This is a genomic window from Halolamina litorea (assembly GCF_026616205.1).
GTDB classification, from domain to species: Archaea; Halobacteriota; Halobacteria; order Halobacteriales; family Haloferacaceae; genus Halolamina; species Halolamina litorea.
In genome coordinates, this window is sequence record NZ_JANHGR010000003.1 from 113,327 (window position 1) to 133,459 (window position 20,133).

General features: G+C 68.3%; 22 protein-coding genes. 10 read left to right on the forward strand and 12 right to left on the reverse strand.

Features of this window, described 5'->3' with window-relative positions:
- Nucleotides 1-31: 31 nt before the first annotated feature.
- From NO998_RS14870 to NO998_RS14885, 4 genes are all read right to left on the reverse strand, one after another.
- Complete coding sequence (locus NO998_RS14870; protein WP_267648074.1) at nt 32-1,501, reverse strand: flippase; 1,470 nt, start codon at nt 1,499-1,501, stop codon at nt 32-34.
- A complete protein-coding gene (locus tag NO998_RS14875) occupies nt 1,502-3,331 on the reverse strand; it encodes a hypothetical protein (protein WP_267648075.1) in 1,830 nt (609 codons plus the stop codon). It lies immediately after the preceding gene.
- A gap of 168 nt (nt 3,332-3,499) precedes the next feature.
- A complete protein-coding gene (locus NO998_RS14880; protein WP_267648076.1) occupies nt 3,500-3,787 on the reverse strand; it encodes a DUF7521 family protein in 288 nt (95 codons plus the stop codon).
- On the reverse strand, nt 3,784-4,143 hold the full coding sequence (locus tag NO998_RS14885) for an ArsR/SmtB family transcription factor (RefSeq protein WP_267648077.1): 360 nt from the start codon (nt 4,141-4,143) through the stop codon (nt 3,784-3,786). Before NO998_RS14885 ends, NO998_RS14880 begins: the two co-directional genes overlap by 4 nt.
- A 149-nt stretch (nt 4,144-4,292) precedes the next feature.
- Here NO998_RS14885 and NO998_RS14890 point away from each other — a divergent pair, with 149 nt between their 5' ends.
- The 5 genes from NO998_RS14890 to NO998_RS14910 all read left to right on the forward strand — a co-directional run bounded on the left by NO998_RS14890 (nt 4,293) and on the right by NO998_RS14910 (nt 6,992).
- Nucleotides 4,293-4,742 carry a hypothetical protein gene (locus NO998_RS14890; RefSeq protein ID WP_267648078.1) on the forward strand — a complete coding sequence of 150 codons (450 nt, stop codon included), beginning with the start codon at nt 4,293-4,295 and terminating at the stop codon, nt 4,740-4,742.
- Nucleotides 4,739-4,990 carry a hypothetical protein gene (locus NO998_RS14895; protein ID WP_267648079.1) on the forward strand — a complete coding sequence of 84 codons (252 nt, stop codon included), beginning with the start codon at nt 4,739-4,741 and terminating at the stop codon, nt 4,988-4,990. Before NO998_RS14890 ends, NO998_RS14895 begins: the two co-directional genes overlap by 4 nt.
- Nucleotides 4,991-5,101: 111 nt before the next feature.
- Nucleotides 5,102-5,794, forward strand: a complete 693-nt coding sequence (locus NO998_RS14900) for an SCO family protein (protein WP_267648080.1) — start codon at nt 5,102-5,104, stop codon at nt 5,792-5,794.
- Nucleotides 5,791-6,327, forward strand: a complete 537-nt coding sequence (locus NO998_RS14905; protein ID WP_267648081.1) for a TlpA family protein disulfide reductase — start codon at nt 5,791-5,793, stop codon at nt 6,325-6,327. The genes NO998_RS14900 and NO998_RS14905 overlap by 4 nt, the downstream gene beginning before the upstream one ends.
- Entirely contained in the window at nt 6,327-6,992 is a 666-nt protein-coding gene (locus NO998_RS14910; RefSeq protein WP_267648082.1) for a cytochrome c biogenesis CcdA family protein, read from the forward strand. Before NO998_RS14905 ends, NO998_RS14910 begins: the two co-directional genes overlap by 1 nt.
- Before the next feature lie 76 nt (nt 6,993-7,068).
- Here NO998_RS14910 and NO998_RS14915 read toward each other — a convergent pair whose 3' ends face one another.
- From NO998_RS14915 to NO998_RS14940, 6 genes are all read right to left on the reverse strand, one after another.
- The gene (locus tag NO998_RS14915; RefSeq protein ID WP_345781147.1) at nt 7,069-8,004 is read right to left on the reverse strand and encodes a glycosyltransferase; all 936 of its coding nucleotides are present in this window, start codon (nt 8,002-8,004) and stop codon (nt 7,069-7,071) included.
- Nucleotides 8,005-8,051: 47 nt separating this feature from the next.
- Nucleotides 8,052-9,059 carry a GNAT family N-acetyltransferase gene (locus NO998_RS14920; RefSeq protein WP_267648084.1) on the reverse strand — a complete coding sequence of 336 codons (1,008 nt, stop codon included), beginning with the start codon at nt 9,057-9,059 and terminating at the stop codon, nt 8,052-8,054.
- 123 nt (nt 9,060-9,182) lie between these two features.
- A complete protein-coding gene (locus tag NO998_RS14925) occupies nt 9,183-10,130 on the reverse strand; it encodes a polysaccharide deacetylase family protein (RefSeq protein ID WP_267648085.1) in 948 nt (315 codons plus the stop codon).
- Complete coding sequence (locus NO998_RS14930) at nt 10,127-11,155, reverse strand: DUF354 domain-containing protein (RefSeq protein ID WP_267648086.1); 1,029 nt, start codon at nt 11,153-11,155, stop codon at nt 10,127-10,129. The genes NO998_RS14925 and NO998_RS14930 overlap by 4 nt, the downstream gene beginning before the upstream one ends.
- On the reverse strand, nt 11,155-12,723 hold the full coding sequence (locus NO998_RS14935; protein WP_267648087.1) for an alkaline phosphatase family protein: 1,569 nt from the start codon (nt 12,721-12,723) through the stop codon (nt 11,155-11,157). Before NO998_RS14935 ends, NO998_RS14930 begins: the two co-directional genes overlap by 1 nt.
- 63 nt (nt 12,724-12,786) lie before the next feature.
- Entirely contained in the window at nt 12,787-13,242 is a 456-nt protein-coding gene (locus NO998_RS14940) for a hypothetical protein (RefSeq protein ID WP_267648088.1), read from the reverse strand.
- A 130-nt stretch (nt 13,243-13,372) separates the two neighbouring features.
- On the opposite strand from NO998_RS14940, the gene NO998_RS14945 reads away from it, so the two are divergent.
- The gene (locus tag NO998_RS14945; RefSeq protein ID WP_267648089.1) at nt 13,373-13,729 is read left to right on the forward strand and encodes a HalOD1 output domain-containing protein; all 357 of its coding nucleotides are present in this window, start codon (nt 13,373-13,375) and stop codon (nt 13,727-13,729) included.
- Here the strand turns inward: NO998_RS14945 and NO998_RS14950 are convergent.
- Nucleotides 13,704-13,835 carry a hypothetical protein gene (locus NO998_RS14950; RefSeq protein WP_267648090.1) on the reverse strand — a complete coding sequence of 44 codons (132 nt, stop codon included), beginning with the start codon at nt 13,833-13,835 and terminating at the stop codon, nt 13,704-13,706. The genes NO998_RS14945 and NO998_RS14950 overlap by 26 nt on opposite strands.
- 249 nt (nt 13,836-14,084) lie before the next feature.
- Between NO998_RS14950 and NO998_RS14955 the strand changes: the two genes are divergently transcribed.
- On the forward strand, nt 14,085-14,219 hold the full coding sequence (locus NO998_RS14955) for a hypothetical protein (RefSeq protein WP_267648091.1): 135 nt from the start codon (nt 14,085-14,087) through the stop codon (nt 14,217-14,219).
- A gap of 226 nt (nt 14,220-14,445) precedes the next feature.
- Complete coding sequence (locus tag NO998_RS14960) at nt 14,446-16,242, forward strand: right-handed parallel beta-helix repeat-containing protein (protein ID WP_267648092.1); 1,797 nt, start codon at nt 14,446-14,448, stop codon at nt 16,240-16,242.
- A 60-nt stretch (nt 16,243-16,302) separates the two neighbouring features.
- Here NO998_RS14960 and NO998_RS14965 read toward each other — a convergent pair whose 3' ends face one another.
- Nucleotides 16,303-17,886 carry an aldehyde dehydrogenase family protein gene (locus NO998_RS14965; protein WP_267648093.1) on the reverse strand — a complete coding sequence of 528 codons (1,584 nt, stop codon included), beginning with the start codon at nt 17,884-17,886 and terminating at the stop codon, nt 16,303-16,305.
- Nucleotides 17,887-18,006: 120 nt separating this feature from the next.
- Here NO998_RS14965 and NO998_RS14970 point away from each other — a divergent pair, with 120 nt between their 5' ends.
- Both NO998_RS14970 and NO998_RS14975 read left to right on the forward strand, forming a co-directional pair.
- Nucleotides 18,007-19,350 carry an MBL fold metallo-hydrolase gene (locus tag NO998_RS14970; protein ID WP_267648094.1) on the forward strand — a complete coding sequence of 448 codons (1,344 nt, stop codon included), beginning with the start codon at nt 18,007-18,009 and terminating at the stop codon, nt 19,348-19,350.
- Entirely contained in the window at nt 19,343-20,062 is a 720-nt protein-coding gene (locus NO998_RS14975; RefSeq protein WP_267648095.1) for an SOUL family heme-binding protein, read from the forward strand. The genes NO998_RS14970 and NO998_RS14975 overlap by 8 nt, the downstream gene beginning before the upstream one ends.
- Nucleotides 20,063-20,133: the final 71 nt, after the last annotated feature.

Sequence of the window (20,133 nt, forward strand, 5' to 3'; positions counted from 1 at the left end):
TGGGGCGTGTACCGGGTCTGTGGCGGCCCACTCAGGTGAGGAGTTTGGCCACCCGGCGGATGTTGAGCACGCCGCCGAGCACGGAGAGCGTCGCCCACATCGCCGCGCCGAGGAACACGACGGCGAGCAGCGAGGGGAGGTCCGAGACGTAGGGGAGCGCCCCCCAGACCACCGCGGCCATCCCGGTCGTGATGATGGCGGTGACGACCAGCCGGCGCGCCACCGCGTGCACGTCGACGGGGAGCTCTTGGGTGATGAAGTAGACGTTCGACCCCGTATAGATCGTGTAGGTGATGACGGTGGCGACGGCGGCGCCGACGACGCCCATCGCCGGGATCAACACGAGGTTCAGCCCGAAGTTGCTCACCGCCATCGCGGACTTGATGATCGCCCGCGACCGCGCCCGGCCGAGGTAGTCGAGGCCGTCGCTGGTGACCTTGTTGACAGCGTTGACGAGCATGAAGCCGCTGAACACCTGCAGTGTCGTGACGGCGCCGAGGTAGTCGGGGCCGAACACGTACCGAACCATCGGCTGAGCGACGAGGATCAGGCCGACGACGGCTGGGACGTACGCCAGCAGGACGTACTGGAGCGAGCGCTCGTAGAGGGTCGCCGCACGCTGGGTCTCGTCCTTCGATGACTGCTCGCCCAGCGCCGGCGAGATGGTGTAGCCGAACGACGACGCCGGCGCGGCGACGAAGTCCGAGACCTGCTTGGCGACGGTGTAGTAGCCGACTGCGGTCATGTCGATCAGGACGCCGACCAGCAGCGTGTCGACTTTCTTGTCGAGTACGTTCGCCCCCCGGGTCGCCGTCAGCGGGACGCTGTACTCGAGGAGGCGACGGGTGAGCCGGTCGCTCGGCGCGTCGTCGGCGTCGTAGGAGCGGTAGAAGCGGGTGTAGACGACGTACGCGCCCATCGCTGAGGCCAGCGCGAACGCGAGCACGTAGCCCGCGACGGCCCCGACGACGCCGAAGCCGAGTGTCACCATCAGCACCACCAGCGGCAGGCGGGCGACGCTCGAGACGGTCGTGACCAGCGCGCTCCAGTCCACCCGGTTCAGCCCCTGGAACACCGTCGCGAAGTAGCTCTGGTACGCCCGGCCGGCGACGTAGAGGCTGCCCACAGCCAGCAGGCCGCCGACGGCCGGCGAGCCGGTGAGTCGGAGCACGGTCGGCCCCAGTACCACCGTCCCGAGGACGACGGCGGCGATCATGATCGTCAGGTAGAACGCCGACTGCCGCAGGACGTGGGGGACCTGTCCCGGGTCGGTCTCGGTGAACTCCGTGACGTACCGCGCGGTGGACTTGGGTAGGCCGAGCGTGGCGAGGATCGTCACCACCCCCAGCGCCGAGAGCGCGAAGTTGAGTCGACCGTACTCCGCCGGCGAGAACAGCACCCGGGTCAGCACCAGCACGAGCAGCCCGCTCGAGACGAGGTTCAGCATCGTGGCCGCGAAGCTGGCTTTGACCCCCCGGGCCAAGCGGTCGACGAGCGCCATCTAGGACTCCTCACCCCCCTCGACGCGGTAGAGGCGGAACCCGTCGTTCGCCCTGATCCGGTCGACCCCCGGGGTCGTCTTCAGCGCCCTGAACCCACGTCTCGGGTAGCGGAACCCCTCGTACAGCCCGGTCTCCTGTTCGTACGTCGCTTCGGTGATCGTCAGGTATCGCGGCCCGTCGAAGGCGTCCGAGTAGTTCGCGGCGGCGAAGACGGCGGGGCGTATCCCCCGTTCGTAGCCCGGGAACGCGAGGACGTCGCGGGCGTACTGGGTGCCGTAGTGGTAGTCGACGTAGCGTCGCGGCCCGCCCCTGAGGCCGGTGAAGGGGACGTCGGGATCGCGCGCCTCGAACGCCGCACCGTAGCCGTCGACCTGTTGGGCCGAGACGTGCCCGGAGGGTTGGTAGACGTACGGCGAGGAATGGACCACCGCCAGCCCGGCGGGCGCGATGACCAACACGATCACGAGGGCGAGTGCCGCTCCGGACCGACTCCAGCCCGAACTCGTCAGCCGTCCCCGGAGGCCGGCCACCCCGGCGGCGCCGGCGACGGCGATCGGGACCATCAGGAACCCCTGATAGCGGAAGTACATGTCGCCGTAGCTGGCCGCGAGCATAACGAAGAACAGCCCGACGACGGGGACGAGCCCGGCCGTCAGCAGGAGGGCGAGCGGCGAGCGCCGGTGGTGCCAGAGCCCGGCGAGCAGCGCGACGGCGGCGAACACCGAGAGCAGCGTCGCGCCGCCGAAGAGCTTGAGGTACACCTCGAGGAGGCTCCCGCCGACGGTGGTCAGTGAGGTCGATTTCGCGCCGACGACCGCCGCGCCGGTCTCCCCGCTGGTGAGCAGGCGCGTGAGAATGCCCTCGGCGGCGCCCTGGACGCGGCTGAACCGGGGGGTCCAGATCAGGAACGCACCGAGCAGCGCCGCCGTCGGCGGGAGCAGCGACGGCACGCTGACGATCGGGTGGTCCGACCGGTAGCGACGGATACCCCACTGGAGCCCCAGCGCACCACAGAGGAACGCGGCGGCGTTGAGCGCCTGCTGAGGGTGGACGAACACGAACGCCGGCCCCGTCAGCAGGAGCATCGAGCCAGTCGCTGCCGTCATCGACCGGGTCGTCGCCACCGACGCCCGACTGTCGAGTCCGGTCGCCGCGTACGCGAACACGAGGTAGAGGACGAACGCGAACAGCAGGATCGCCTGACTGGCCGGGTGGGCCGTCGCGTGGACGGCGATGTTGTTCACCGGGACGAACGCCGCCGCCGCCAACAGCCCGATGGCGCCGGCTCGGGGAGCGCCGGTGAGGAGGCGAACCGACGCCGGGACGAACAGCAGGAACGTCAGCGGGAACGCGACGAGGACGACGTACAGGTTCGCCTGCATCGTGGCCACATCGGCGACCCGCGCGACGATCACCGTCGCCGTGTGGACGCCGGGGTAGAGCAGCTCCGTCGGGGCGAGCGAACCGGCGGCGATCTCGCGAGCCCAGCCGGCGTGGCTGAGTGAGTCGCCCGGGCCGTAGAAGGTGTAGCCACGGAGGATCGGCATCGAGAGGACCGACAGCGCGACGGCACCGATGAGCACGAGGGCGGCACGATGAGTGTACCAGCCGGCCGCGTTGGGGTAGTCGCCGTCGTCGAGGAGCGCGACGGTCGTACCGGCGAGGAAGGCGGCAGCGAGGCCGAGCCAGACGACCGTCGGCGTCGCCCCGTACAGCGATAGCTCGTAGCCCGTCGCCGGGTTCTGCCTGGCGACGGCGACCGCGATAGTCAGCCCGACGTAGCCAACCACCAGCGAGACCTTTGGGTAGCGGGAAGGGGTTCGTGACATGGGTCGGCGTTTGGTTCCGGTCGGCCCGATCGGGGGATTGTTATACGCCGAGTACTCGGCGATGCCGACGACGGCGGCTATCGGCGTGGCCGGCGACTGCCGGCCCGAAAAGGAGGTACCTACTCGTCGCGGTTCCGGGAGCGTCTCGGGAGCGTTCGGCGCCCGTCGCTACGCCTGATGCCGGTCGGGCCCGAGCGTGATCGAGCGCAGTATCAGCACCATGCCCGCCGAGACGAGCACCGCTTGCACGAGCGCCGCCGAGAACAGCGACGTTCCGAGGACGTCGAGGATCAGCCCCTCACAGATGGCGCCGACCCCGATGAAGACGAACCCGACCGAGACGTAGATCATCGGCGCCTGCTCGCTGCGCCGGTAGGCGTAGAACGCGAGGTACGCGACCGAGAGACTGAGCAGCAGCGCGATCAGCTTGACGGCAACGATCGGGATGCTGGTCATACGTTCTCTCTGAACTCCTCCCAGAGCGACGTGAAGTTATCGGCGAGTTCGTCGCGGGTCTCGACGGAGAGTTCGAGTTCGCCGTCGTCGACCCTGACGTGGAACGCCTCGATCGTCGTCTCGAACAGCCGTTTGTGTTCGCCGCCGGAGCCGACCGTCGAGTGGACGGCGATGAGCCCGCGCTCCTCCAGCGTGGAGATTCGTCGGTAGACCGTCGCGAGCGACGCGTCACAGATCCGGCTCAGGCTCTTGGCCGTGCGTGGTTCCTCGTCGGCCGCGAGGATGATCTGCCGGGAGTACTCGTCCGCGAACACTCGCAGGAGGGCTTCGGAGTCCCCGGCTTCGCCCGTCGTCATGGCTCCGAGTAGCGCGGACGGGCCGAAAGAAGCGACGGTTCGGCCGCGCGCCACCGCGGGCGTCGACAGCCGACGGGGGCGAGGCTTTTGAACGAGCGAGCAAACGGGCGGGCGACTTTATGCGTCGGACACCGAAGCCCACGGTACAGATGCGACCACCGTCACGGCGTCACCTCGAAGCGGCGGGCGTCACCGTCGGGGCGTTCGCCCTCTTCGGCGTCGTCACCGGCTTGCTCCCGAACGGACTCTACGTCAGGATGGTCCCGCGAACGCCGCTGGATTACCTCTTTCTCGTGCTCACCGCCGGGTTCCTCGGGCTGTACACCTTGCAGCGCACGGGCGAACGCCACGACGGGAAGACCGCGACGGCAAGCGCCGCGCTCGGCTTCCTGGCGTTCGGCTGCCCGATCTGTAACGCTGTCCTGCTGGCCCTGTTCAGCAGCTCCGCGCTGATGACGTACTTCGACCCGCTCAGGCCGCTGTTGGGCGTGGTGAGCGTGGTGCTGTTCGCCGGGCTGCTCTACGTTCGGTCACAGCGGCCCTGTGAGGACTGCGAGACGTCGAGGAACGACGAACGGGCCGAGGGGGTCGGTCGATGAGCGACGACGCTGAGTCAGGGGAACCGAAGTCGGGTCGGAGCGCGTTGCTGTGGGTCGGCGGCGCGGTGAGCCTCTGCTGTCTCTTCGCGACGCCGGCGGCGACCGGCGCCGTCGGGGCGACCGCGGCGGGCGGAGCGACGGCGGCACTCGGCGGCAGCGTCGTCAGGATCGTCGTCTCGGCCGTGGCCGTCGGCGCGCTCGGGGTGGCGCTCCGGATGCGGACCGGGTCGGAGTGCTGTGACGAATAGGGCGCGTGGGGCTGGAACCCCCCTCGACGGTTCCTTCCTCCAGCCGCCAGCTTGTTTTCGAGGTCGGAGAATCACCGGTCCCCACTTGTACGCGTCCCCGCTACGGTCACTATGGACCGCCGCAGCTACCTCCAGTCGATAGCCGCGACCGGGGCCGTCTCGGGGCTGACCGCCACCGCCGGCTGTCTCGGGATCGGTGACGCCGGCGCCGAGGGGACGGTACTCGATCCGCCGGAACAGGACCTGAGTGCGGCAGCACACCCGAGCTACGGCGACGAGATGCCGGCGTTGACGGTTCCGGACCCGATCACCGGCGAGTCCGTGTCGACCGCGTCCTTTGAGGGTGAGCGGACGTACCTATGGACCTCGTTCTACACGAACTGTCCGGACGGCGTCTGTCCGGCCCTGACGCTCCGGCTCCGGCGCGCCCAGGAGGTCGCCGCGGTGAACGGCTACGGCGACGACGCCGCCTTCCTCGCGCTCACGTTCGACCCCGAACGCGACACGGAGCCGGTCCTCCGGGAGTACGCCGACCAGCAGGGCGTCGACTTGGACGCAGGCAACTGGCACTTCCTCCGGCCCGAGAGTTACGAGTCGGGCAAGGAACTGCTCGACGAGGAGTTCGGGCTGGTGATCGAGAAGGTCCCGGCCGACGACTACGAGAACCTCGAGTACCAATTCCCCCACTACGGGCTGATCCTCCTCGTCAACGACCGCGGGATCGTCGAACGGGCGTACCCGAACGGGCCGACCGTGGATATCGAGACCGTCGAAAACGACTTCGAGGCGGTGGTTACGGCGTGAACCGTCGACAGCTACTGGCCGGGGTCGCGAGTGCCGGCGCGATCGGGGCGGGCGCACTCGTCGCGACCGGGGGTATTCCCAGCGGAACCAGCGACGGACAGACACCGGTCGAACCGACGACGCTCGACACCATCGACGCCCCGGGGAGCCGTGACGGCGAGGTGACGCTCCCAGCGGCGGGCCAGCCCACGTTCGTCGACTTCTTCGGGACGTGGTGTGACCCCTGTGTCGAGCAGATGCCGGCGCTCGCCGAGGTCGAAGATCGGGTCGGCGACGACGTGCAGTTCGTTTCGGTAACGACCGAGGACGTGGGCGGGTCGGTGAGTACGGAGTCGGTCGTCGAGTGGTGGCGCGAGAACGACGGCGACTGGCTCGTCGCCGCCGACGTGACCGCCGAACTCGCGGCGAAGCTCAACGTGGGCGGCTACCCGACTGCGGTCGCACTCGACGCCGACGGGCGGATCCGGTGGTCCGAATCGGGCATCCACAGCGCCGACGAGCTCATCGCCGGGATCGAAACGGCCAGGGACTGATGGCGGGGGAACTGCTCGCGACCAACGTCCCGTTCGCGCTCGCGGCGGGCGTCGCGACGTTCTTCTCCCCCTGTGCGTATCCGCTCCTGCCGGGCTACGTCGGCTTCTACGTGAACTCCGTCGACGCCGAGAACGCCTCGGTCGCCGGTGCCGGCGTCAGGGGCGTCGCGGCCGCGATCGGCGTGCTGACGACGTTCGCGCTGCTCGGCGGCGCAACCGCGTGGGTCGGCCAGGAGACGCTCTCGGGGATCACCGTCTTCGAAACGCTCGTCGGCGGGCTGCTCGTCGTCTTCGGGGTGCTCGTGGCGCTGGGTCGCGCCCCCTCACTGTCGCTGTCGCTGCCGAAACGCCGGACGGGGGTTCTGGGGTTCGGCCTGTTCGGCGCGGGCTACGCGCTGGCCGGCGCCGGCTGTGTCGCCCCGGTGTTCCTCGCGGTGGTCGCTCGTTCGATCACGCTGCCGACGGAGGCGGCGGGTGTCGTATTGGGCGTCTACGCCGGGACTGTCGCCGTGCTGATGACCGCCACGACGGTCGCGACCGGCGTCGGGGTCGTCAGTAACGCGAACCGAGTGATGACCCACGCGACGCTCCTGAAGCGGCTCGCCGGGGTGGCGATGGCGATAGCCGGGGTCGGGCAGCTGTACCTCTCGCTGGTCGTCTACTGAACCGCCGGGACCGAGGAGGTCGGTACGCCGACAGCGCCGGCGTGGACTGGGGAGCGCCGACGGCGAGTCCCCCGGGTCAGCCGTCGACCACGTCGCGATAGATGTCGAGGAGCCGTTCGCCGGTCCGCTGGACGCTGATCTCCCGAACCGCAGCGCGGCCACGAGGACGGTCGTCGGTCGTGAGAGCGTCGATGAGGCCATCGACGAGTTCGGCGTCGCTCGCACAGACCCACGAGTGGTCGAGGCCCGCAAGCCGCGTGGCCACGTCGCCCACGTCCGTCGAGACGACCGGGACGTTACACGCGAGGGCCTCCTTCACCGCGTTCGGCGACCCTTCGTGAGTGGAGGTGAGCAGCAGCGCGTCGGCGGCGTTGAGGTAGGATGGCATCCCGTCGTGGGGGACGCCGGTCACCGTGTGGAGTTCGATCGGATCGGACACGCGCTGGCTGGCCGCGTCGACGATCCGCTGGGCCCGCGGGTAGTTCTTCACGCCGCGCTCGGGGGGGTAGGGAAACAGCACGTGGTGGCCCTCGGCGTCCCAGCCGACGCGTTGGCGAGCGGGGCCCGTCGGCGCGGGCTTGAACAGCGACAGATCGACGCCGTGGGGGAGGACGTGTGCCTCCCGGCCCAGGTCCTCGGCCATCGCCGGCGACATGACGACGACGGCGTCGGCGAAGCGGGCACAGAACCGGCTCACCGGGCCGTACTTCCCGTAGAGGTCGGTCCCCCACAGCGAGAGCACGACGGGGAGGTTCGGCTGGCAGATGGCGTGGGGCGCGGTCAGCCCGTAGTTTGCGTGGATCAGGTCGTAGTCGTCGAAGGACGCCGAGAGCACGTTCGGGTAGAGCCGCGCGTAGTCGACCACCGATCGGCCGGAGGTGTCGCCGTCGTCGTACTCGCGGTGGCCCGGCACCGAGAGCGTCGTACAGTCGACCCCGAGACTTTCGAGGGTACGAACCTGCTGGTCGAAGAAGCGCGACTGCTCGCTGGGGACGAGGTTGAGCACGCGCATGTCGGTCGACGCCTCGGGCGGCGTCGCCGTCCCGCTGATCGGTTCGCTCATCGACTCACCAGCCGGTAGGCCGTCTTCGCGGCGGCCATGCCGGCCCCGCCGGACTCCAGTGCGTAGTAGGGGACGAGCGAGGCGCCGAACTTGCTCTTGTACCGACAGAGTCGCTCGGTGTTCGCCCCCATCAGGTCGTAGGTGTCGACCGACTCCCGGGGGTCGCCGGCGGCGATATCCTCGATGATCCGCCAGTGGAGCAGGCCGTTGACGCTCGTGCCCTCGTAGACCGAGCGGTTGCCCCCGAGCCAGAAGTACGCCGCGTCGTTGCTGTACAGCACCACCATCCCCGAGAGGAACTCGTCGTCGGGGCCGCGAGCGACGTAGGTCCGGCAGCGGTCCGTTTCGGCCAGCGCCTCGGTGAGGTCCTCCACGTACGCGCGGTCGAGGGCAAACCCTCGGTCCTGTTCGGCGTAGCGGTCCCGGGTGCGGTCGTAGATGCGGCCGACAGGCTCGGTACCGCCGCGCTCGATTGTCACGTCCAACTCTTCGGCGTCTCGGATCTCCCGCCGCAGACTCTTGCTGAACGAAGAGCGCAGGGCGTCGGTGTCCTCGCCGACGGCGAGGTGGTAGGTGAACCGCGTGTCGAGCGAGAGGTCGGACCACACGTACGGCCGCGGGTCGGGGTAGCTCGTCGGGCAGGACAGGCGGAACAGCGTCAGGGAGTCGTCGACGCCTACGTCCTCCAGCACCGCCTCGGAGAAGGTCGCGTTCACCTTCTCGCGTTTCCGGCGTTTCGGGCTGGCGGGCATCACCAGCGGGCCGAGTCGCGGGATCGAGAACCCCGGCGGCGGCGAGAGCACGGCGCGACCGATCGCCCGTTCCTGCACCATCGCCGGGAGCAGGCCGACCGGTCGGTCACCCTTGAAGCCCCCGTAGAGCCGGAGTTCGCCGGCGGCGTGGTCATCGAGCACTTGCAGGGCTTCGGGGGTGTGGAACACCTCGAACCCGTCTGACGGCAGGGCGTCCCCCCACTCGTCGATCGTCAGCTGTCGGACCTCCATTAGCTGCGAGCAGTGGGGCCGACCCGATTGTTACCCCCTCCTTACCGAGGGCCGGCGGGGCGGGGGGATCGGCGCCGGCGGCGGCATCGGCGGCGACGGCGGCGCTCGATCGGCCGGGGGCGATTAGTGGGTCTGGGCCTGCGGGCGGTCGAGCGCCGCGACCTCGTAGAACTCGGCCGGGGAGCCGACCCACGCCCCGAGGTCGAGGGCGGTCTGGACGAGCCGTCGGTAGAGTTGCCCGTAGCCCGGGAAGTCGGTCGCGCTGAACGTGCGGGGGTGCCAGAGCACCGTCATCACGGCGTCGTTCTCGGCGGCCTCGTGGAGCAGGTCCGCACAGATCCCCCATGCGTCATCGAAGCGCTCGCTCGGGTCGGGCAGGGCGTTCTCCATGATCGTCAGCGGGAACACGACGAACTCGTCGTCGAACGGACGTTTCAGGCCGTAGCCGTGGTCGAACCCGGTCTCCTCGCTGGAGCCGAGGCTGGTGTCGTAGCGCAGGCCGAGATCGCGGTAGTGGCGCCACGTCTCCGGCACTTCGAGGTTGAGGTAGTGCTGTCGGCCGCCGGTCACGTCGTCGCCGAGCACGTCCTCGATGGCCGCGAGTTCGTCCCGGAGCCGCCCGCGGTCGTCGGGGGAGTCGTAGGAGCCGTGGAGCCCCACCTCCCAGCCGCCGTCGTCGAGAGTTTCGACGACGTGCTGGATCGCGGGGTCAGAGAGGGAGTAGCGTCCGGCGAACAGCTGCCACGTCCGCGGGCTGAGCCACTCTCGGGGCGGCCGTTCCCAGACGCGCTGTTCGGAGAGGAAGTAAAAGGCCGAACGCACGCCAAGCGAGCGTTCGAGTGCCATCACGGTCTCGAACTGCCAGTACGGTTCGCGGCCGGGCAGGAGCGACGCGAGGTGCTTGAGGCGGTTCCCCTGCCCCCGCAGCGCGTAGTAGGGCGCCTGAAACGTCTTGTACGGCCGGTCCACGTCGTGGGTGAGCAGGAGGACGAACTCGTGGCCGTCCGGGATCGGTCGCTCCTCGCCCTCGAGCCCGGGGAAGTCGGCGGCGTCCGGGGGGTTGCCGCTCATGCGCCCACCTCCTCGACCAGCGCGACAGTAAACGAGGTCAGATCGACGGTCTCCCCGAGCAGTCGGCGGCGGCGCCGACGCCAGCGTCGTTCGGTGTCGTCGTCGGCTGCGAGTTCGATGGCGGCGTCGACGGCCCGCTCGGGATCGAGGTACGATTGGACGAGCCCCACATCGCCCAGTCGCTCGAAGTTGCCCATCTCGCGGTCGAGGGGGTTGTACCGGACAGATGGCGTGCCGAGGACCGCCGCCTCGGTCGCCATCGTCGAGGAGTCGCCGACGTAGCAGTCCGCGAAGGCGAGCAGGTCGTGCATCGCGTCGACGGGGATCGGCGGTTCGCGGCCGGCGAGTGAGTCTGGGAGCGGCGACTCGCTGGAGACGTACACGGGGCCCTGTTCGGCGAGGCCATCGACGAGTCGCTCGACGTGCTCCCGCGAGAAGCCCGCCCGCCCGCGGTCGTGGTGGGCGTCCATGGCGACCAGCCGGACAACGGAGTACGGCGAGTCTGGGTCGACGCCGTGGTCCCGGAGCACGTCGGGGTCTGGCTCGAAGCGCGCGGGGTGGAGGTACGCGAGTTCGTGGAAGCCGCGATAACGAACGTGCCGGGCCGGGAGTTCGCGGTCGAACGCCTCTGGGGTGGCGACGACGGCCGCGGCCGGCAGCGTCACGCGGTCGAGCAGACCCGCGACCTCGGTGTCGTGGAACACGACGTTAGGCACGCCGAGTGCGGCGGCGACGTGGGCCGAGGCGGGGTTGAGACGGCTGAGCACCACGTCAGGGTCGTACGCGCGGGCGTAGCGGTACAGCTTCGCGCCGCGGCCGAGCCACTCTCTGAGGGTGCCGGCGGCGCCGGAGCGGGTCTGTGAGAGACAAACGTGGTCGATCCCGTAGGCCGACAGCACGTCAAGGGTCACGTCCTTGTCTCGGGCGACCACCCGAACCTCGTGACCACGGTCCCGAAGCGTCTCCGCGGCGTTCCGGAACAGGTGGACGTGGGCCGGGTGGGTCACGTCGACGAGCAGCCGCATTACTCCAAGTAGCCGAGGTCGGCGAGTCGTTGCTCGACGGCGTCGCTGTCGCCTGCGGCCGACTCCCGGTCGCCCGAGATGGGCAGGCGAGTCTCGACGCCGCGCTCGGCCGGTTCGGAGCCGGGGGCGAACACGTCCAACACCTCGCCGTCCACGTCGGTGGGGACGGCCGCGCCCATCGCGTGCAGTAGCGTCGGCGTGAGGTCGGTGATCGACGCCCGTTCGGTGAGGCCGTCGGAGCGGAAGCGCGGGCCGCTGAACAGGAAGATCCCTTCGGGCATGTTGCCGCCGGCCCAGACACCCTCTGCGGCGATGGGTTCGTCGGGGCCGACGGCGTCGCTGACGTGGACGTTTTCGCCCTGATCGAGTAGGAGGTCCGGCGCGTTCTCGGCGTAGGGCCCCTCGTAGAACTCCTCACCGCGGTAGACGGCCTTCACGATCCGCTGGCCCGTCTCGGGGTGGGTGAGCGCTTCCAGCTTCCGGATGAGTTCGTCGCGGGTGGGCTCGTAGGCCGGGTCCGAGGGGTCGATCGCGAGGTAGATCGGTCCCTGGTTGCTGGCGACGGCGGTGGTGCGGTCCCAGTCGAGCACCGAGAGCACGCGGTCGCGCTTGACGCCTTCCTCCCACGGGACGAGGCGCTGCACGCGCTCAGGGACGACCTTGGCCAGCGTCTCGGTCATGCCCAGCGTCTTGGCCGCCGAGAGCGCCCGCTCCTTGGTGAACCCCACCCGCCCGAGCAGTTCGTCGACGCCGCGCTCGGTGGCGAGGTAGCCCTCCTGTTCGAGCCAGGAATTGATGTAGAACACCGTGTCGACGTGCCACGTCCCGTGATCGGACATGATCAGGATGTCGTGGCCGGCGTCGAGGAAGCGCCCGAGGTTCTCGTCGATGCGCTCCCACGCGCGGCGGACCGGCTCGTCGTCCCAGAAGTAGTGCTGGAGGGCCATGCTGTAGAACACGGTCAGATGGAGGAAGTCAGGGTCCTCACGCTCCAGCAGCCGGTCGGCAGCCTCGAAGCGCGTGTCGATGAGGTCGAGCACCGCCTCGACCTCGGCGTCGCCCTTCTCGGTGGGCGAGATCATGGGGTTGGGGTGGACTCGATAGTCCAGTTCCTCCCGCAGGAACGTCTCCACGTCGGCGGGGGTGGCGAAGCCGTGGTCAAGCGAGCGATAGGTCGTCTCGGAGGCGTCCGGCCCGCCGGCGACGACGAAGCCGTCGATCTCCTTTGGTGGATAGGTGGAGGGTTTGTTGATGACGCCGGCGGTCAGCCCCTCGTCGTTGAGGTAGTCCCAGAGCTCGGCGCTGCGGAAGTCCGTCGCGTCGTGGAAGACGTGTTCGCGGCCGGCCGTGTCGATGCGGTCGAAGCGGAACACGTCGAGCTTGCCCGGGTTCTTCCCCGTCGCGTAGCACTTCCAGTTGGGGACGGTGATCGGTGGCAGACAACTCTCAGAGACGCCGCCGATGCCGTCGTCGATCAGTCGTTGCAGGTTCGGCAGCCGGCCCTCATCGAGCCAGTCGCCGATCAGGTCCCAGTTCGCCCCGTCGAGTCCGATGGTGAGCGTCGTCATAGTGTGGCGGAGTGACACGCCGCGTGTGGCGGTTATCCGGGTAATCCGGAGAGGGACCCATAGTTATGGACGGGCTGAGGGTCGTCTGGCCGTGCATCGGGCGGCGTCGACGGCGTCGGAGGCGCAGTGGGAGCCGCCGGAACACCGGGTGAGCCGTCCGCTCACCGGGGAGGAAGCGACGGACAACCAGGAGGGAACTACTCGGCGCTCAGCCTTCCGGTATCGTGCTGTAGCTGCAGCCCGGTAGCCATCAGCCGCCGGACGATTGCGACGAGCCCGTTGTCGAAGCCGCGACCGAACGCCCTGTTCGTTCTCGCGCTCGTGGTCGCTGCCCACCGTGAACGAACTCACGAGGATCGCCTCGCGGTCGGCGAGCAACAGCCGGCTGATCTCGGTCTCGTCGCCCGGGAGCGCCGACGTACTCAGCCACTCCAGCCCCGAGACGAACACCTCGATTCTGGAGAGCACAGTCTGGGTGTCGCCGCGGAGGTCCCCGTCGATCGTGACAGACCTGAACACCTGGCAACTGGACGGGGACCGTGAGTAGGCAGGGGTAACGCGGATCCGTACAACAAGCATATATCCATGTAGTAGCCATCTACGGCTATAGAACTCGAACGGCTGCTAGCAGGGAACAGGCCCGATCAGCATGAACGACGACACGAACGAGACAGACGACGAACCGACGGTCCCGAGCGTGGAGTCCGACGAATTTACCCTCCGCCGCGATTGGGACCGTTCGGTCGGGATCAGCATCGCCATCGTCGAGGCGGTGGCCGTCGCGACCGACCAGTCGGCAGTGGATCTTCCCCCCCTCCAACACAGCCTGGATCAGGACGCTCTCGAGGTCCTGTTGGCCCGTGATCGGGGATCGCAGGTGACTATCAGCTTCGTGTACGCGGGCACCGTCGTCACGATACTGGAGAACGACGTCATCGAAGTGGAGGTCGACGAACGATCCGGCGACGACAGAATCCGGCCTACTGGCCCGGGTGATCGTCGATAACGTCGGGCAGCGAGGCGATCTCTGAGAACCCCGGGCCGCGGGTGACGGTACCGAGATCTGCGTCATAGACGATCACCGGGGCCTCCTGCATCATCGGGAGGTGCACGTGGCGGAGTCCGATTGATGAGGCGCTCGTACAGTCGGGCGCTGCCGGGGGGCTGGCCCCATCGAGCGCCCGTTCGAGGCAGTTGACAGTCGTTGACCCGAATCTTCCCTATGTCAGCAGCGACTACCTCCAAGGCGTCGGAACGGTAGGGTCCGAGGAGGCCAGCAAAACTCCCGGCTAACAAGGTCGCTGCGTGGCGAAGTGTGTACCGCAATGGCACACCAGTACGCGTGCGGCGAGTGTGAGTTCATGGTCCGATCAGAGAACGACGACGAGGTCATCGATCTCGTCCGGAACCACGCCGAGTCGGCCCACGACATGCAGGTTGCGGCCGACGACGTGCGGGCGGGCTGGGAGTCCGTGGGTGCGGGCGCACAGGACTGAGTACGGGCCGGTGGAGTTGGGCGCGGGCCCTCACGCGCTGTTTTCGTCGATACTGGAGTCGAGTAGCGGTACGCAACCGAGGCCGTCGGGAGCGATCGATCCCGGCGCGTGAAATCGCCGTTCCCCGAGTAGGATAGCCCCCTGAATCGAGTCCCAGTTCATAACGAAGCGCTCGGCGGCCGAACAGCCGACGATGCAGCAGACACGGCTCACACCCCGAGTTCTCGTGGTCATCATCGTCGCGAGCGCCGTCTTCGGTGGGACCGTCGCTGCGGTCGGCCCGTTCGCCACGGCCGGCACCACCGACGGCGCAGCCGAACCGTCGACGGCTCCGGCGACGTTCACGGCGCCGGCCGATGCACAGGCCGCGGGACAGCAGCTTGCACAGACCACCCAACGACCCCGGAGTATCGACTTCCTCAGGGTCCGATCCATCGGCGATGGTGAGTACGCATACCGGTTTCGCGTGCGCGGGTACGTCCAGAAGACCCGCGTCAACGACGGGATCAAGTCGGAGTCGAACGACGTGCTCCGGCGGAACGACGACGGCACCGTGACGGTGACTGGGACGACCGGGAACGGGCTGAGCGACGCCTACGTGGTCGTCGGTGAGATCGTCTCCTTCCGGAAGATCCGTGGCCATGCCGACGGCGAACTCACGCTGAACGGGCTGGAACTCACCCGCGACGAACTCCTCAACACCGAGACCGTCGAGGTCGTCTCGCGCGACGAGGGCGAGGAGGTCCGCTACGAGATCCGGGTCCGCGGGCCCGTCGAACGCGTCGAAACCGAGGAGGCCGTCGCCGGCGACGACGACGACCGAATCGTCCGCAACGACGACGGCACGCGGACGATCCGCGGCGTCACGGGCGACCAGACCGGCGACGCGTTCCGGGTTCGCGGGGAGGTGCTCTCCTTCGAGCGGACCGGCGGGGACTCGCGGCTCACCCTCCGTTTGAACGGGCTCGAAGTCGACCCCGAGACGCTCGGCGCGGGGCCGGGCGAACCGCCGGACGATGGAGATGGCGACAACGGTGATGACGACGACGGGGACGATGGCGACGTGGTGACCCGGATCGACGACTGCACCGTCATCGATGAGCCCGGGTCGTACGTCCTCACGGGGAACGTCAGAAACGCCGACGAGGACGCCTGTATCGAGGTGACGGTCGACGGCGTCACGATCGACGGTGACGGCCACGGGATCGACGGCGTCGACAGCGACGGCTCGGTCGGTATCGCGATCGTCGCCCCTGAGGACGAACGCTTCGAGTCCGTGACCGTCACGGACGTGGTCGTGACCGACTGGGGAACCGGGATCGACGTCGATGGAGGCGAGGCGACGACCCTTCGGGACGTGACGCTGCGTGACGTGGTCAGTCGCTCGAACGTCGATACCGGGATCCACCTCGTCGACGCCGCCGAGAGCCGGGTCGACGGGGCAAGGGTCAGGGACAACGGCCTGACGGGTATCCTGTTGGAGGACTCAGGGCTCGGAAACGTCGTCACCGGGAGCACGGTGGGTGACAACGGCGCCTACGGGATCGTCGTCTTCGACGGCGGGCGCGGGACGGAGGTCCGAGACAACACCGTCCGCCGAAACGGCCGCGGCGGGATCGCCACCTCGAACGGGGAGACGGGAACCGAGATCAGCGGGAACGTCGTGACCCTCAACGACGGAAACGGGATCTCGCTCTCCGACAGCGACGCCCCGGAGGTCCGCGGGAACCGCATCACTGGGAACGACGCCAGCGGGGTCTCCCTCGCCGACGTGCGGGAAGGGTCGGTCGCCGAGAACCGGGTCGCCGGGAACGGCGTCTACGGGATCAGCCTGCGCTTCGTGCGGACGACGAACGTCAGCGAGAACGTCGTGCGGGGGAACAGCGACAGCGGCATCTCGGTCGAACGGTCGCGGGAGAACACCGTCACTAGGAACGTCGTCTGTGAGAACGGCGAGCCACAGATCAGCGTCGGCGCCGAGAGCAGCGACAACGAGATCGCCGACAACCGCCTCACCTGCTGAACAGGTCGAAAGCGCCGGCCCCTCGTGAAAGCGGGGGAGCGACCGCCCGTCAGTCGGTGATCACTCGACGCGGGTCTGGGTCTGTTCGCGCATGAACTGCTGGAGGTACCAGTAGCCGCCGGCGAACTTCCCGGTCGTGCCGGAGAACTTCCAGCCACCGAAGGGCTGGGCCTGCACGAGCGCACCCGTCGTAGCGCTCTGGGAGCGGTTCGCGTAGCACATCCCCGACTCGATCTCGTCGAACCACTGCTCGACCTCGGACTCGTCCTCCGAGAAGATGCCGGCACAGAGGCCGTACTCGCTGTCGTTGGACTTCTCGATCCCCTCCTCGAGGTCCGAGATGGGGTGGACCGTCAGGAACGGGACGAAGTGCTCCTCGGTCGCGAGTTCGTGCTCGTGCGGGATGTCCGCGACGACGGTCGGCTCGACGTAGCGACCCTCGGGGAGGGCGTCGTCCTCGACCTCGGCGCCGCCGGTCAAGACCTCGCCGTCTTCTCGGGCTTTCTCGGCAATTTCGAGGTAGTGTTCGAGCGCCGAGTCGTCGATCAGCGGCGAGACGAACGTGTCCTCGGCGGTCGGCTCACCGATCGTCAGCTCTTCGGTTTCCGCGACGAGGCGGTCGGTGAACTCGTCGATCAGGGACTCGTCGACGTAGACCCGGGAGGTCGCCGAGCACTTCTGGCCGCTGAAGGAGAACGCCCCCTTCATCACGCCCTCGACGGCGTCGTCGAGGTCGGCCTCGTCGGTGACGATGACGGGGTTCTTCCCACCGAGTTCGGCGATCACGGGGCCGCGCTTGCCCAGCTCCGAGAAGGTCTCCTGGATGCCCAGGCCGACCGCGCGCGAGCCGGTGAATGCGACGCCGGCCACGTCCTCGTGCTCGACGAGAGGGTTCCCGACGTCACTGCCGCCGCCGGTGACGAGGTTGATGACGCCGTCGGGAATGCCGGCGTCCTCGAGGAGGTCGACGTACATGTGCGCGACCAGCGGGGTCGCGCTCGCGGGCTTGAGGACAACGGTGTTGCCCGTGATGAGCGCGCCCGCGGTCATCCCCATGGTGATGGCGACGGGGAAGTTGAACGGTGCGATGACGCCGAAGACGCCGTACGGCCGCAGGATGTTCCGCGTGTGCTGGCCGGGCGTCGGCTCGCCGGTGTCGAAGCGGTAGCCGTCGGTGCGCTCGAACTCGCGGCTGTAGAAGTCGAGGAAGTCGATGGCTTCGTCCACGTCGGCCATCGCCTCGGTCCGGTTCTTCCCGTTCTCCAGCGAGAGCGCGGCGGCGAACTCGTACTTGCGCTCGCGGAGGAGGTCGGCGGCGTCGGTGAAGAACTCGGTCCGCTCTTCGGGCTCCATCGCCTCCCAATCGGGCTGGGCCGCGCTGGCGGCGTCGACGGCGGCCTCGACCTCTTCGGCCTCGCCCGCGGCGAACTCGCCGATCTCGAGGTCGAAGTCCCCGGGCGACTGGACGCCGAAGCTGTCGCCTGTCTCGACGGCCTCGCCGTCGATGCGGAGCGGGTGTGTGGCGCCGAGGTCGGCTCTCACCGAATCAACGGCGGCCTCGTAGGCCTCGTGGAACTCGGCTTCGGTGCCGTTCTGTTGGTGGGTGTGATACGTCAGTTCGTTCTCGTAGTCGCGTTGTTGCACACGGAGAACGGGCGAGGGAACCCACTTATACCTTGACCTAGGGGGCGTTCCAACGGCCCGGGTGACGACGGTAACCGCTTAATAACGAACACCCGGGAGCGGATACGGCCGGTCGAACGAATGAAGGTCACTTACCTCAGTTCGGCGGCCATCCTCGTCGAGACGGACGACACGACACTCCTCTGTGACCCGTGGCTGGAGGACGGGGCGTTCTACGGCTCGTGGTGTCACTACCCCCCGCTCGAGGCCGAGCCGGAGGAGTTCGACGACGCGGACGGGATATACATCTCTCACATCCACCCCGACCACTTCGACCCGGCGACGCTGGAGCGCATGAACACCGACATCCCGGTGTACGTCCACGACTACCGCTGGGACTGGCTCCGCGAGGAGATCGAGGAGATCGGCTTCGACGTCCACGAACTCGAACACGGCGAGCGGACCCACGTCGGGGGCGACCTCCACATCAACATCCTCGCGGCCGACGCCTGTGACCCCGAGATCTGCGGGAACTACTTCGGCTGCTCGTGGGTCGAGGGGAACCCCGAACTCGGCTCGACGCAGGTGGACTCGCTGGCGGCCATCGACGACGGCGAGCACACGGTCGTCAACATGAACGACTGCCCGTACCCGATGGTGGAGACGAGCATGCGGCAGGTCAAGGATCGCTACGGCGACATCGACATGCTCTGTCACCAGTACAGCGCCGCCCAGTTCTACCCGCAGTGCATGCTCGACTACAGCCACGAGGAGAAACTGGAGGCCCGCGACGAGGTCATCCTCGAGAAACACCAACTGGCCACGGAGTTCGTCGACCTGATGGAACCGGACTACTACCTCCCCTTCGCCGGGGAGTACGTCCTCGCGGGCGACCTTGCGGACCTGAACGAGTACACCGCGAACCCGCCCCGCATCGAGGCCTACGAGTGGTTCGAACGGCACGTCCCCGACGAGCACCAGTGTGTGTTCCTCAACTCCGGGGAGCACATCGACCTGACCGACGGGAGCCTCTCGAAACCGTACGAGCCGCTGGATCAGGAGGAGAAACAGCGCTACATCGAGGAGGAACTGGCCGAGCGCGAGTTCGACTACGAGGACGAGCCGATGCCCGACCGCGAGGAGCTGTACGAGCGGCTCCCGGCGGCCTACGAGAAGTTCGAGGAGAACCGTCAGTCGGTCGGCTTCGAGACGGACACGACGGTGCTCGTGAGCATGCTCGACGACGAGTACGTCGAACTCACCTTCGACGGCGAGGGGTACGAACTGGTGCGCTCGCCGGACCTGGACCAGTACGACGGCTACGTCCGGTTCGAGGTGGATCCGCGACTGCTGAACTGGCTGTTACAGGGGACCGAAAAGGCCCACTGGAGCGACGCGAAGATCGGTTCGCACCTCGGCATCGCCAAACAGCCGGACATCTACGAGCGCCAACTGTACAACTGTCTGGGCTCGTTCCATGCCTAAATCGAGGTCGACGCCGGGGGACGACGACGGTCGCCTTGGGACGCTGAAGCGGGCCGCAACAGTCGGCGCCGGCCTCACTGTTGGCGCCCTCGTCGCCGCGAGCGTCTGGGGCCGCCGGCAGCGAGACGACGCCGAGACGGTCCCCTACACCGTCGTCGCCCGGCTCGGCGAGGTCGAACTCCGGCGGTACCCACGGGTGGTGACGGTCGAGACGACCGCCGACTCCGAGAACGAGGCGTTCGGGCGGCTGTTCCGGTACATCGCTGGTGCGAACGAGGGGAGCAACGACATCTCGATGACGACGCCCGTCGAGATCCGCCCCCGCGGTGCGTCGATCCGGATGACCACCCCCGTCGAGGTCGATCTCGGTTCTCGGCTCCCGGAACGCGACGACGGCGACGAGGACCGACGGCGGGACGAGGGCGTCCGGATGGCGTTCTACCTCCCCGCGGACTACGGCCCGGAGACAGCCCCAGTGCCGACTGACGACCGGGTGGAACTGGTCACGGTGCCCGAACGGACGCTCGCGGTTCGCCAGTTCTCGTGGCGGCCGACGACCGCACGGATCACGCGCGAACGCGACGCGCTGCTGTCGACGCTCGCCGACGCCGACGTGGCGACGGTCGGCGAGCCGTTCTTCATGGGCTACGACGCGCCGTGGACGCTGCCGTTCACCCGCCGCAACGAGGTCGCCGTCGAAGTCGAGAACTGAGCCCGCGGGCGCCTCGAAAGCCGAACCTACGGACAGGGGAGCGTTCATAACGAAACTCCCCGGCGGCCAAC